At 74.7% G+C, this 13295-nt stretch carries 11 protein-coding genes; 8 read left to right on the forward strand and 3 right to left on the reverse strand.

Annotated elements, in window-relative coordinates; genetic code table 11:
* Nucleotides 1-257: 257 nt before the first annotated feature.
* Together ACF1BH_RS29895 and ACF1BH_RS29900 are read left to right on the forward strand one after the other, a co-directional pair.
* Nucleotides 258-1787, forward strand: coding sequence for a fatty acyl-CoA synthetase (locus ACF1BH_RS29895; RefSeq protein ID WP_391647535.1), 1530 nt, complete (start codon nucleotides 258-260; stop codon nucleotides 1785-1787).
* A 261-nt stretch (nucleotides 1788-2048) separates the two neighbouring features.
* Entirely contained in the window at nucleotides 2049-2846 is a 798-nt protein-coding gene (locus ACF1BH_RS29900; protein WP_391647536.1) for a VOC family protein, read from the forward strand.
* A gap of 44 nt (nucleotides 2847-2890) precedes the next feature.
* Here ACF1BH_RS29900 and ACF1BH_RS29905 read toward each other — a convergent pair whose 3' ends face one another.
* Nucleotides 2891-3727, reverse strand: a complete 837-nt coding sequence (locus ACF1BH_RS29905) for a class I SAM-dependent methyltransferase (protein ID WP_391647537.1) — start codon at nucleotides 3725-3727, stop codon at nucleotides 2891-2893.
* Between the two features lie 203 nt (nucleotides 3728-3930).
* Between ACF1BH_RS29905 and ACF1BH_RS29910 the strand changes: the two genes are divergently transcribed.
* Nucleotides 3931-4620: a chorismate mutase gene (locus tag ACF1BH_RS29910; protein WP_391647538.1), complete on the forward strand. Its 690-nt coding sequence runs from the start codon at nucleotides 3931-3933 to the stop codon at nucleotides 4618-4620.
* 33 nt (nucleotides 4621-4653) lie between these two features.
* On the opposite strand, the gene ACF1BH_RS29915 is transcribed toward ACF1BH_RS29910, so the two are convergent.
* Nucleotides 4654-6291 carry an acyl-CoA synthetase gene (locus ACF1BH_RS29915; protein WP_391647539.1) on the reverse strand — a complete coding sequence of 546 codons (1638 nt, stop codon included), beginning with the start codon at nucleotides 6289-6291 and terminating at the stop codon, nucleotides 4654-4656.
* 165 nt (nucleotides 6292-6456) lie between these two features.
* On the opposite strand from ACF1BH_RS29915, the gene ACF1BH_RS29920 reads away from it, so the two are divergent.
* The 5 genes from ACF1BH_RS29920 (at nucleotide 6457) to ACF1BH_RS29940 (ending at nucleotide 11228) form a co-directional block, all read left to right on the forward strand.
* Nucleotides 6457-7257, forward strand: coding sequence for a crotonase/enoyl-CoA hydratase family protein (locus tag ACF1BH_RS29920; RefSeq protein ID WP_391647541.1), 801 nt, complete (start codon nucleotides 6457-6459; stop codon nucleotides 7255-7257).
* A 102-nt stretch (nucleotides 7258-7359) separates the two neighbouring features.
* Complete coding sequence (locus tag ACF1BH_RS29925; protein WP_391647542.1) at nucleotides 7360-8352, forward strand: Zn-ribbon domain-containing OB-fold protein; 993 nt, start codon at nucleotides 7360-7362, stop codon at nucleotides 8350-8352.
* On the forward strand, nucleotides 8352-9407 hold the full coding sequence (locus ACF1BH_RS29930) for a thiolase domain-containing protein (protein ID WP_391647543.1): 1056 nt from the start codon (nucleotides 8352-8354) through the stop codon (nucleotides 9405-9407). The genes ACF1BH_RS29925 and ACF1BH_RS29930 overlap by 1 nt, the downstream gene beginning before the upstream one ends.
* Entirely contained in the window at nucleotides 9404-10567 is a 1164-nt protein-coding gene (locus ACF1BH_RS29935) for a thiolase domain-containing protein (protein ID WP_391647544.1), read from the forward strand. The genes ACF1BH_RS29930 and ACF1BH_RS29935 overlap by 4 nt, the downstream gene beginning before the upstream one ends.
* A 160-nt stretch (nucleotides 10568-10727) precedes the next feature.
* Nucleotides 10728-11228 (forward strand): hypothetical protein, encoded by a 501-nt coding sequence (locus ACF1BH_RS29940; protein WP_391647545.1) that lies wholly within the window; start codon nucleotides 10728-10730, stop codon nucleotides 11226-11228.
* Nucleotides 11229-11284: 56 nt separating this feature from the next.
* On the opposite strand, the gene ACF1BH_RS29945 is transcribed toward ACF1BH_RS29940, so the two are convergent.
* Nucleotides 11285-13264 carry an N-acetylmuramoyl-L-alanine amidase gene (locus ACF1BH_RS29945; protein WP_391647546.1) on the reverse strand — a complete coding sequence of 660 codons (1980 nt, stop codon included), beginning with the start codon at nucleotides 13262-13264 and terminating at the stop codon, nucleotides 11285-11287.
* Between the last annotated feature and the right edge of the window lie 31 nt (nucleotides 13265-13295).

Genomic DNA, 13295 nt, shown 5'->3' on the forward strand with positions numbered 1-13295 from the left:
GCTGCACTGGTACAACTACCACCGACCCCACACCGGAATCAGCGGCCACACACCCGCCAGCCGCGTCACCAACCTCACCGAACAACACACCTAGGCGGCCTCCTCGCGATCTCCGCAGGACCGTGGCGGGCCCCACGAAGAGCCGGGGTGCGTCCGCCACCGGGCGCACGCGGCGCGCGGCGGACGGGCATGAGCCGGGGAGCGGCGCCCCTGCCGGGCGCCTTGACCGGGGCCGGGACGGGGCCGAGGATCGCGCCATGACGGCAGCGCGGAGCAACACGGTCGACGGAGTCCTGCGGCGCAGCGCCCGGCGGGTGCCCGGGCGGACGGCGGTGCGGTACGCCGATCGCGCCTGGACCTACCGGGCCCTGGACGGGGCGGTGACCGCGGCGGCGCGGGTGCTGCGCGGCCTCGGCCTCGTCCCGGGTGACCGGGTCGCCGCCTACGGACGCAACTCCGACGCGTACCTCATCGGCTTCCTCGCCTGCTCCCGCGCGGGACTGGTGCACGTCCCCGTCAACCACGCCCTCACCGGCGAGGACCTGCGCTACGTCCTCGACCAGTCCGGCAGCTCCCTCGTCCTGACCGACCCCGCCCTCGCCGCACGGCTCCCGGAGGGCCTGCCCGCCCTGCCGCTGCGCGACGCCCCGGACGGACTCCTCGCCCGCCTCGCGGAGGTACCGGAGACGGACCTGGACGACCTCCCCGGGGACGACGGCGACGCGCTCGCCCAGCTCCTCTACACCTCCGGGACCACCGCGCTCCCCAAGGGCGCGATGATGACGCACCGCGCCCTGGTGCACGCGTACACCAGCGCCGTCATCGCCCTCGACCTCCAGGAGACCGACCGGCCGCTGCACGCGCTGCCGCTGTACCACTCGGCGCAGATGCACGTCTTCCTGCTGCCGTATCTGGCGGTCGGCGCCGAGAACACCCTGGTGGACGGGCCCGACGCCGGACAGCTCTTCTCCCTGGTGGAGACCGGCCGGGTGGACAGCCTGTTCGCGCCGCCCACGGTGTGGATCGGCCTCGCCCGCCATCCCGATTTCGCCGTCCGCGACCTCCGCGGACTGCGCAAGGCGTACTACGGCGCGTCGATCATGCCCGTACCGGTCCTGGAACAACTCCGCTCCCGGCTGCCCGCGCTCGCCTTCTACAACTGCTTCGGACAGACCGAGATCGGCCCGCTCGCCACCGTCCTCGGGCCCGGGGAGCACGCCGGACGGATGGACTCCTGCGGCCGCCCGGTGCTCTTCGTCGAGGCGAAGGTGGTCGACGGGGACGGCCGCGAGCTGCCCGACGGCGAGCGCGGCGAGATCGTCTACCGCTCCCCGCAGCTGTGCAGCGGCTACTGGAACAAGCCGCAGGAGACCGCCGAGGCGTTCCGTGACGGCTGGTTCCACTCCGGTGACCTGGCGGTACGCGACGCCGACGGCTACTTCACCGTCGTCGACCGGGTCAAGGACGTCATCAATTCCGGCGGCGTGCTGGTCGCCTCCCGCCAGGTGGAGGACGCGCTCTACGCGCATCCGCAGGTGGCGGAGGTCGCGGTGGTCGGGCTGCCCGACGAGCGGTGGATCGAGGCGGTCACCGCCGTCGTCGTCCGCACGCCCGCACCGGAGAACGGGGACGCGCCGGTCGGGGAGCGGGAGCTGATCGACGCGGCGCGGGCCCGGCTCGCCGGGTTCAAGGTGCCCAAGCGTGTCGTGTTCGTCGACGCGCTGCCCCGCAACGCCAGCGGCAAGATCCTCAAGCGCGAGCTGCGCGCCCGCTTCGCCGCCGGCTGACCGGCGCCGCCGCCCGCCCGGCGCCCGCGCCGCGCGCCGGGCCTGCGGAGATCGCGGGCCACCGCGTGTACGGAGGGCGACTGTCAGTGCCCCCTGCCATGCTGGGAACCGGTCGAAACCCCACCTGCGGTGACGGTGCGTCATCGCCACGCGGGGCCCCGGCCACGGTCGCCGCGCGCGTGTCACGGCGCGCCGACCGCAGCACCGTTCCGGCACCGCACAGTCACCCGTCCGCGTAAGGCGAAGGACCTCGGAGGACCCATGCTGACCACCGACTACGTACCGGGCATGCCCAACTGGATCGACCTCGGCGCCCCCGACACCGACGACGCCGTCGCGTTCTACTCCGCCGTCTTCGGCTGGACGTACCGGTCCGCGGGGCCCGAGGCCGGGGGCTACGGCTTCTTCCAGCTCGACGGCCGGACCGTCGGTGCGATCGGACCGCTGACCGAGGAGGGCGCCACCCCGTCCTGGACCGTCTACTTCCACACCGCCGACGCGGAGGCCACCGCCCGCGCCGTCGAGGCGGCCGGTGGAGCGGTGCGGATGGCGCCGGGCGATGTCTTCACCGCCGGACGGATGGCCGCGTTCACCGACCCGACCGGCGCCGACTTCGGCGTCTGGCAGCCCCGGGAGAATCCGGGCCTGCAAGCCGTCATGGAGCCCGACACCTTGGTCTGGACGGAGCTGTACACCACCGACGACGCGGCGGCCAAGGAGTTCTACCGCACGGTCTTCTCCTGGACCTACCAGGACATGCCGATGGGCGACGGCATGGTCTACGGCGTCGTCTCCTCGTCCGGCAGCAGGGCCGAGGACGCCACCCAGGGCGGCATCATGCAGCTCCAGAAGGAGCATCTGGACGCCGGCGCGGTCTCCGAGTGGCATCCGTACTTCGGTGTCACCGACTGCGACGCCACCTACGAGATGGCCACGAAGCTGGGCGCCCGCGTACAGATCCCGCCCATGGACGTACCGCGTGTCGGCCGCCTCGCCGCGCTCCAGGACCCGTGGGGCGCCCCGTTCGCCCTGATCAAGGGGGACCCGACGATGACATGAGAGCGGGCGCCGGGGGAGCGGCCCGCCGGCTGCTCCCCCCTGCGTCACCCCACCCGGGCAGCCGTGCCCAGCAGCGCCACCGCCGGCAGGGCCACGAAGCCGTCGCCCACCGCGTGGGCGGCCACCTTCCGGTCGTAGACGCGGCGGACGGCCGCGCGGGAGGCGTCGTCGAGATGCCGGAGGACGGTGGCGGCCACCGGCGTACCGGTGGTGATGTCGTGCCACCACTGGCCGGGGTCGACGCGGTGCAGCAGCTGGAGCCTCTCCACATCGGCGTCCCCGAACCCGGCCGCGTCCAGCAACCGGCAGAAGGCCGCGGGGCGTTCGGCGGCGTCGTACCCGGCGAGGAACGGCGCGGCCTCGGGCGCCTCGGCGGGCCGGTCCACCCCCGACTCCGCAAGCGCCTCCCCGAACAGCGCCAGCGCCCGCATCGCCTCCTGGTCCCAGCAGGACAGCGCGGCCCGGCCGCCGGGCGCCAGCACCCGGCGCACCTCGGCGAGGCCCGCGGCCGGGTCCCCGAGGTGGTGGATGACGAAGTTGCCGGTCACGGCGGTGAACTCGCCGTCGTCGAACGGCAGCGCGTCCAGGAGGGCGACCCGTACGTCGAGCCCGGGGTGCGCGGCCGCCGCGAGCGCGGCCATCTCCGGGGAGGCGTCCACCGCAGTCACCTCCGCGCCGCGCCGCAGCGCCGCCGCCGCCACCGGGCCGGGACCGCACCCCACGTCCAGCAGCCGGGTGCCGGGCCCGACGCCCGCCGCGTCCAGCAACGGTGCGACGAACCGGGCGGTGAGCCGGGCGAACCCCTCGCGGTACGCATCGCTGCGCCCGGCCCAGCCCTCCCGCTCGAACCGGTCGAACGACTCCGCGTCCCAGGTCGTCATGGCCGCTCCCGCCTCTCCTCGATGGCTGTTCATCGTGGCAGCCGGGACGCCCGGACGACCAGCGGCCACCTCCTGGAACCGGCCGGACACGGCGGCGCCCGGCCGGGCCCGGGACCCCGTAAGCTCATCGGCCCGGGCCGCGTACGACCGCCCGTTCCGGCGCGGAACGCTCCCGGCGAGCCCGATACGAGAAAGGCCGAAAGGTGCAGCTGATCCCCGCGCCACGCCGCCTCCTGCCCGCCGTCGCGAGCGCGGTGCTGCTGCTCGCCGGGGCGGGCGGCGCACACGCCGTCACCGGCACGGCGGGGGCGCACACCGCCCCGTCGCACGCCGCCCCGTCGCACGCCACCCCGGCCCGGGGTACGCCGTCCGCGGCGACGCCCGCCGGTGAGGCGGCCGCGCGCTCCCCGTACCGTCAGCTCCGGCCGCTCGCCGCCCTGTCCGCCGAGCGGGCCGCCCTCGGTGATCTGGTGGCGGCCGCCAAGTGGGGCACCGGCGCACCGATCGACGACCCGGCGCGGGAGCAGGAGGTGCTGGACGCCGTCGCGGCGCAGGCCACGCAGCTCGGCGCCGACCCGGAGGCCACCCGGCGGATCTTCCGCGACCAGATCGAGGCCAGCAAGGTCGTACAGCGCGGCCTGTACCGCCTCTGGACGGCGGACCCGGCGCGGGCGCCGCGGGAGCGGCCCGACCTGGCAGTGGTCCGCACCGAGATCAACCGCGTCAACGTGTCCCTGGTCCGCGCCGTCGCCGCCTCCTCCGGCGCCCGTTCCGCGCGGTTCTGCCCGGTGGTCCTGGGGGCGGCCACCGACGGGGTGCGGTACGAACAGCGGCTGGACGCCCTGCACACGAGGGCGCTGGGGCGCGCGGTGCGGTCGGTGTGCGGGGGCTGAGGGGCGAGGCCGGCGCTCCCTCGTGAGCGCCCCTCACTCCGCGCCGCCGCTTCCGCCGCCCGCCGCCACCGCCTTCGCCCACCGGTAGTCCGCCTTGCCGCTGGGCGAGCGCTGGATCTGCTCGGTGACGACCACCGTGCGGGGGACCTTGTACCCGGCGAGGCGGGAGCGGCAGTGGGCGCGTACCGCCTCGGTGTCCAGCGGGGCGGCGCCGGGGCGGAGTTGGACGACGGCGGCGACGCGGCTGCCCCAGTGCGGGTCCGGTACGCCCGCGACCAGCGCGTCGTAGACGTCCGGGTGGGCCTTGAGGGCCTGTTCGACCTCCTCCGGGTAGATCTTCTCGCCGCCGGAGTTGATGCACTGCGAGCCGCGGCCCAGGACCGTGACGACGCCGTCCGCGTCGACGGTGGCCATGTCGCCGAGCAGCACCCAGCGGTCGCCGTCCGCCTCGAAGAACGTCTCGGCGCTCTTCACCGGGTCGTTGTGGTAGCCCAGCGGGACAGGGCCACGCAGCGCGATCCGGCCCACCTCGCCCGGGGCGACCGGCCGCCGCGTCGACGGATCGACCACCGCGGTACGGGGGTTGACCCGCACCCGGAAGCCCCTCTCGGGCCCGGAGTCGTCGGTCGCCGTGCCGTTGAAGCCGGACTCCGACGAGCCGAAGTTGTTGAGCAGCATCGCCTGCGGCACCAGCGCGGTGAACTGCGCGCGGACCGTGTCCGACAGCACCGCGCCGGAGCTGGAGACGCTGAACAGCGAGGAGCAGTCGGTGGAGCGCAGCGGACCGGCCAGCGCGTCGGTCAGCGGCCGCAGCATCGCATCGCCGACCAGCGAGATGCTGGTGACCTTCTCTCGCTCCACGGTCCGCAGCACCTCCTCGGGCACGAACTTGCGGTGCAGGACGACCTTCTGGCCGAAGTGGAAGGCGATGAACGCGGTCAGCGTGGACGTGCCGTGCATCAGCGGCGGCGTCGGGAAGAACACGATGCCGTCACCCCCGGCCGCCACCCGCTCCGCGACCTCCTCCGGCCGCCGCACCGGCTCACCCGTGGGGGCGCCGCCGCCCATCCCGGAGAAGAACAGGTCCTCATGGCGCCAGATCACACCCTTGGGCATCCCGGTGGTGCCACCGGTGTAGATGATGAACCGGTCGTCGGCGGAGCGCGGCCCGAACCCGCGCGCGGGCGCCCCCGCGGCCTCCGCGTCCGCCAGCGCCACCGGAACGGGCTCCGGCACCGGCGCGCCCGGGGGCGCCTGCCCGACCCGTACGAGGTGGCGCAGCCGGGGCGCGTGCGGGGCGGCGGTCGCCACCCGGGCGGTGAACTCGCCGTCGAAGACCAGCGCCACCAGGTCCGCGTCCCGGTAGAGATAGGCCAACTCGTCCTCGACGTAGCGGTAGTTGACGTTGACCGGGGTGGCGCGGATCTTCAGGCAGGCGTAGAGGGTCTGGAGGTACTCGACGCCGTTGTAGAGGTGGAGTCCGACGTGGTCGCCGGGGGCGACGCCCTGGCCGGCGAGGTGGTGGGCGAGGCGGTTGGCGGCGCGGTCCAGCTCGGCGTAGGTCAGCCGCCGTTCGGCGCCGCTGCCCGGGTGGTCGACGTACACCAGCGCCTCGCGGTCGGGGACCGCGTCGACGATCGATTCGAAGAGGTCGGCCAGGTTGTACTCCACGTCTCCTCCAGACCGTGCCGGACGGCGGCTCGGCGGCCATTAGAGCGGGGCCCGCGGCAGCAGGGAAGGGCCACGGCCAAGAAAACTGACTGGGTGTCAGAAAACTCTTGAAGTCGCCGTACCGCTCCTGCACCCTGTTCTGCGTCCACAGACAGGAGGACGGACATGGGCGGGACGGAACACCTCACCGTGCACCGCGAGGGGGCGACCCTGGTGCTCACCCTCAACCGGCCGGAGGCGAAGAACGCGCTGTCGCTGCCGATGCTGGTCGGCCTGCACGACGGCTGGCGCGCCGCCGACGAGGACGACACGGTCCGCTCGATCGTGCTCACCGGCGCGGGTGGCACCTTCTGCGCCGGCATGGACCTCAAGGCCCTCGCCGGCGACGGCATGGCCGGCGACCACTACCGCGAACGGCTCCGGGAAGACCCCGACCTGCACTGGAAGGCGATGCTGCGCCATCACCGCCCCCGTAAACCGGTGATCGCCGCCGTCGAGGGCCACTGCGTCGCCGGGGGCACCGAGATCCTCCAGGGCACCGACATCCGGGTCGCGGGGGAGAGCGCCGTCTTCGGCCTCTTCGAGGTCGCCCGCGGCCTCTTCCCGATCGGCGGCTCCACCGTCCGCCTGCCGCGCCAGATCCCGCGCACCCACGCCCTGGAGATGCTGCTCACCGGCCGCCCGTACCCGGCGTCCGAGGCCGCCCGGATCGGCCTGATCGGCCATGTCGTCCCCGACGGCGGGGCGCTCGCGAAGGCCCTGGAGATCGCCGAACGGATCAACGCCTGCGGCCCGCTCGCCGTGGAGGCGGTCAAGGCGTCCGTCCACGAGAGCGCCGACCTGCCCGAGGCCGACGGTCTCGCCGCCGAACTCGCCCGGGGCTGGCCGGTCTTCGACACCGCCGACGCCAAGGAGGGCGCCCGGGCCTTCGCCGAGAAACGCCCGCCCGTCTTCCGGCGCGCCTGACCCGCGCACCGGACCACCCCTCGCGCCCGGCGCGCGTCCCACCGCCGGGGGCGCACCCCGCACCCCGCGCGCCCCGGCCACGCGCCCACCCAAGGAGTCCGCATGCCAGAGGCCACGCCCGAGCCCACCGCGCCACCCGCCGCACCGGCGGATGTCCTCACCGCCCCCCTCGTCGTGGAATTCCCCTTCACCCGCTCGCTCGGCCCCGTCCGCGGCGCCTTCCTGACCGGGCTGCGCGAACGCACCGTCCTCGGCATCGAGGCCGCCGACGGCCGCATCGTCGTCCCGCCCGCCGAATACGACCCGGAGACCGGCGAGGAGCTGCGCGACCTCGTCGAGGTCGCTCCCACCGGCACCGTCACCACCTGGGCCTGGAACCCGTCCCCGCGCCGCGGCCAGCCGCTCGCCACCCCCTTCGCCTGGGTCCTCGTCCGCCTCGACGGCGCCGACACCGCCCTTCTGCACGCCCTGGACGCCCCCGGACCCGACGCCGTCCGCACCGGGATGCGCGTCCGCATCCGCTGGGCCGCCGAACGCACCGGCGCGGTCACCGACCTCGCCTGCTTCGTCCCGGACGATGCGGCCGCCCCCGAAGACGCCCGGCCCGCCGCCCACCACGGCGGGTTCGACGACCCGGTCACCGGCATCACCGTCCCCGCCCGCCTCGACTACACCTACACACCCGGCCGCGCCCAGTCCCGCTATCTGCGGGCACTCGGCGAGCGCCGCACCCTCGGCGAGCGCTGCCCGGCCTGCCGCAAGGTCTACGTCCCGCCCCGCGGCGCCTGCCCCACCTGCGGCGTCGCCACCGCCGAACAGATCGAGGTCGGCCCCCGCGGCACCGTCACCACCTTCTGCATCGTCAACATCAAGGCCCGCAACCTCGACATCGAGGTCCCCTACGTCTACGCCCACATCGCCCTCGACGGCGCCGGGCTCCCGCTCCACGCCCGGATCGGCGGCATCCCCTACGACCAGGTCCGCATGGGGCTGCGCGTCGAACCGGTCTGGCGCGACGGCAGCCGCTACCCCGACCACTACCGGCCCACCGGCGAACCCGACGCCGACTACGACAGCTACAAGGAGCTGATCTGATGCCGGCCCCGATCCGCGACATCGCCGTCGTCGCCTTCGCCCAGAGCGACCACGTGGCCGACAGCAGCGCGGTCTCCGAGGCCGAGATGGTGCTGCCCGTCCTCCACGACGTCCTGGACCGGACCGGTCTCAAGGCCCGCGACATCGGCTTCACCTGCTCCGGCTCCTCCGACTACCTCGCCGGCCGCGCCTTCTCCTTCACCATGGCCCTCGATGCCGTCGGCGCCTGGCCGCCGATCTCCGAATCCCACGTCGAGACGGACGGCGCCTGGGCGCTGTACGAGGCATGGGTCGCCCTCCTGACCGGCGAGGCCGACACCGCCCTCGTCTACGCCTACGGCAAGTCCTCCCCGGGCGACCTGCGCGAGGTCCTCACCCGCCAGCTCGACCCGTACTACCTCGCCCCGCTGTGGCCCGACTCCGTCGCCCTCGCCGCCCTCCAGGCCCAGGCCCTCCTCGACGCGGGCCTGACCTGCGAGGACGAGCTGGCCGCCGTCGCCGCCCGGTCCCGCGCCGCCGCCGCGGACAACCCGCACGCCCAGCTGCGCGGCCCCCGCCCGCAGGGCGACCACGTCGTCGCCCCGCTGCGCCGCGGCGACTGCGCGCCCGTCGGCGACGGCGCCGCCGCCGTCGTCCTCGCCGCCGGGGACCGCGCCCGCGCCCTCTGCGACCGGCCCGCCTGGATCCGCGGTATCGACCACCGCGTCGAGGCCCACTCCCTCGGCGTCCGCGACCTCACCGCCTCCCCCTCCACCCGCCTCGCCGCCGAGCGCGCCGGAGCCTTCGACCGCCCCGTCGACCTCGCCGAACTGCACGCCCCCTTCACCTCCCAGGAGATCGTGCTGCGCCGCGCCCTGCGGCTGGGGGACGAGGTCGGCGTCAACCCCTCCGGCGGCGCGCTCGCCGCCAACCCCGTCATGGCCACCGGCCTGATCCGCATCGGTGAGGCCGCCGCCCGCATCCAGCGCGGCGAGAGCCGGCGCGCCCTCGCCCACGCCACCTCGGGCCCCTGCCTGCAACAGAACCTCGTCGCCGTCCTGGAGGGGGAGTCATGAGCAAGGAGCCCGTGGCCGTCGTCGGCATCGGCCAGACCGCGCACGTCGCCGCCCGCCGCGACGTCTCCCTCGCCGGACTCGTCCGCGAGGCCGCCCGCCGCGCCCTCGACGACGCCGCCCTCGACTGGCGCGACATCGACGCCGTCGTCATCGGCAAGGCCCCCGACTTCTTCGAGGGCGTGATGATGCCGGAGCTGTTCCTCGCCGACGCGCTGGGCGCCGTCGGCAAGCCCCTGCTGCGGGTGCACACCGCGGGCTCCGTCGGCGGCTCCACCGCGCTGGTCGCCGCCAAGCTCGTCGCCGCCCGCGTGCACCGCACCGTCCTCACCCTCGCCTTCGAGAAGCAGTCGGAGTCCAACGCCATGTGGGGCCTGTCCCTGCCGATCCCCTTCCAGCAGCCGCTGCTGGCCGGGGCGGGCGGCTTCTTCGCCCCGCACGTCCGTGCCTACATGCGCCGCAGCAAGGCCCCCGACCACATCGGCTCCCTCGTCGCGTACAAGGACCGCCGTAACGCCCTGAAGAACCCCTACGCCCACCTCCACGAGGCCGGCCTCACCCTGGAGAAGGTCCAGGCGTCCCCCATGCTCTGGGACCCCATCCGCTACTCCGAGACCTGCCCCTCCTCCGACGGTGCCTGCGCGATGGTCCTCACCGACCGCACCGGCGCCGCCCGCTCCCCGCACCCGCCGGCCTGGCTGCACGGCGGCGCCATGCGCAGCGAACCCACCCTCTTCGCCGGGAAGGACTTCGTCTCCCCGCGCGCCGGACGGGACTGCGCCGCCGACGTCTACCGCCAGTCCGGCATCACCGACCCGCGCCGTGAGATCGACGCCGTCGAGATGTACGTCCCGTTCTCCTGGTACGAGCCGATGTGGCTGGAGAACCTCGGCTTCGCCGCCGAGGGCGAGGGCTGGAAACTCACCGAGTCCGGCGCCACCGCGCTCGACGGCGACCTGCCGGTCAACCCCTCGGGCGGCGTCCTGTCCACCAACCCCATCGGCGCCTCCGGCATGCTCCGCTTCGCCGAGGCCGCCCTCCAGGTGCGCGGCCGGGCCGGCGACCACCAGATCGACGGCGCCCGCCGCGCCCTCGGCCACGCCTACGGCGGCGGCGCACAGTTCTTCTCGATGTGGCTGGTGGGCGCCGACCGGCCGGAGTGACCCGGGCCGGGCACCCGGGAGCCGGCCGGCGCCCCGGGGCCCGGCGCCGCGCCACCCCCGCGGCGCCGGTCCGCCACCCCCGCGGCCCGGGGCCCGTACCCGCCCTCCGGGCCCCGCCGCCGGGTCCGCCGACCGCCGTCCGGGCACGTACGATGGCGGCATGTCCTTCCTCCGCCGCCGCAGCGCAGCCACGCCCGCCGGGCCTGACTTCGACGTCCTCGCCATGGATCCCGGGGACTGGCCGGGCAACCTCGGAGCCGGGCTGCTGCCCGCCCCCGACGGCACCTGCCAGGGCGTCTTCCTCCGCTACGACCTGTTCGGCGGCCGCGGCCCCGCGATGGTCATCGGGAACCTCCCGGAGGGCTCCCCGGCCCGCGAGCTGGCCGAGGGCGAGGTGCCCTTCGAGGTCGCCCAGCTGCTGGCGGCGCTCGGCAACGACGAGCCGGTCGAGGTCGTCGAGAGCGAGGACACCCCCGTCATGCACGAGGACAACCTCCTCATCGTCAAGCGCATCAAGTGCTCCGAGAGCCGTGTCTCCTGCGTCCAGTTCGACCGCAGCGACGGCGTGCTGGTCACCATCGCCAGCTGGGACCGCCCGATCACCGACGATCTCTACGCCCTCCTCAAGCCGCTGCCGGCCGAACTCTTCCAGCAGCACTGACGGAGACGCCCGAGGGCCGGGAGCGGAACACCGCCCCCGGCCCTCGTGGTCGGCGGCTACGCCCCGCCCCGCCGCACGTCGACATCCGCGGCCCGCACATACCCGATCCGGTGCCCGACCTGGATCACGTAGTAGCGGTCCTCGCCCCGGACGACGGCGTGGGTGGCCGTGTCGTAGCCGGACGCGGAGAAGTAGTCCCCGAGCAGCGACCCGCCGGTGGCGTACCGCTCCCCGGCGTGCAGCTGGTACGGCAGCGGCGACACCTCCTGCACCGGGACCCCCGCCGGATACGCCGCCTTCTCCGGGTACGCCCGCCCGTAGACCGGGATCGTCGCCCGCCCCGCCTTCGGCGTCACCGTGGCGCCCGCCGTGCGGAAGGCCGTGGGGTGCTCCGCCGGATTCTCGAACCACGCCCGCTGCCCGAGGTACCAGATCGCCGTCCAGTCGCCCCGCTGCCCGGCGAACGCGAACCGCTGGCCGGTGCTGGCCCGCGCCCCCAGATCGTTGACATCGGTCGTCGAGGGGCTGCCGTCCGGCCGCAGCCCGACGTCCTTGACCAGCGCCGCGTCCGCATGCGGCGCGACACGCAGCCGCACCGCCTCCGAGCCGTGCGCGGCACACGGCTCGCCCGCCTTCTCACACCCCGTGTACGGCGGCCTGTTCGTGGCGTAGTCCGGCCGGATCACGACGACGTCGCCCGCCGCCCGCCGCTCCGCCGCGAACGGCCTGCCCAGCAGCGTGAAGTAGTGCGACCAGTCCCAGTACGGACCGGGATCGGTGTGCATCCCCGGGATCGTCGAGGTCGTCGTCCCCGGCACGTTGTCGTGGCCCAGGATGTGCTGCCGGTCCAGCGGTACCCCGTACTTCCTGCTCAGATACGTCACCAGCCGGGCCGAGCTGCGGTACATCGCCTCCGTGTACCAGGCGTCGGGAGCCGTCAGGAACCCCTCGTGCTCGATACCGATGGAGTGGGAGTTGATGTACCAGTTCCCGGCCTGCCAGGCGACGTCCTTCGTCGGCACGTGCTGGGCGATCAGCCCGTCGGACGAGCGGACCGTGTAGTGCCACGACACATACGTCGGGTCCTGGACCAGCTTCAGCGACGTCTCCCACGACCCCTCGGTGTCATGGATGACGATCGTGTCGACCTTGAGGTCCTTGGGCCGGTCGGCCTTGTCGTGGTTCCCGTAGTCGCCGTCGCCGAACTTCTCGTACGGCGCCGGGACCGACTCGCACGCCACCGACGCCGGGCACTCGGGCCGCGCCGCCGGAGCGGCCACCTGCCGGACCGCCGAGGCGATACGTTTCGTCTGAGCGGCGTCGGGACGCAGCGCGGGAGCCGCCGCCAGCGTCACCCGCTGCCCCGTGTCCGTCGTCCGCGCCTGACCGTGCCGCAGCGTGTCGAAGACCTCGTCGGCGAAGGCCCGCCCGCCGGACGCGTCGCCCGCCCCGGCGTACCGCGCCACCGCGGCGTACCAGCCGGCCGGACCGGCGTCGCGGGCCGACGCCGGCGTCCGCTGTTCCGCGGCGAGCAGCGCCGCACCGCCGAGGATGTTCGCCGCCGGATCGGTGCGCAGCTTCTCCGCCGGGATACCGGTCAGCTCCGCAGCCCGGGGCAGCGTCCGCAGCCGCGCGGGCAGCGCGGCGGGCAGCGACCGCGGGGCGGCGTCCCGGCGACCGGCCGCGACCGGCCGCGCGGCGTCGCCCCGCGGATCGTCGTCGGCCTCGCTGTGCTGCGCCGTCCGGGCCACCGCCGCCCGGGCGTCCGTCAGATGCATCGGCCCGTACCCGCCGTCCACACTGGGCGCACCGGCGTGCGTATCCCAGCGGGACTCCAGGTAGGAGACGCCCAGCAGCACACTGCTCGGTACGTGGTAGCGGGCGGCGGCCTCGGTGAAGGCCTGCTGGAGGGTGCCCGCCGCGGGCTCGGCGGCGCCGGCCGGAGCGGTGGCCGACACCAGCGGGAGCAGCAGCGCCCCGGCGGCGAGGGCCGTCGCGGTGCGGACGGCCGGGCGGGAGGCGCGTCGCCCGCCCACCGGGCCGGCGCTCCGGATTCTTCGCAGTCTT

Source organism: Streptomyces sp. NPDC014733 (genome assembly GCF_043083385.1).
In the GTDB taxonomy this organism is placed as follows: Bacteria; Actinomycetota; Actinomycetes; order Streptomycetales; family Streptomycetaceae; genus Streptomyces.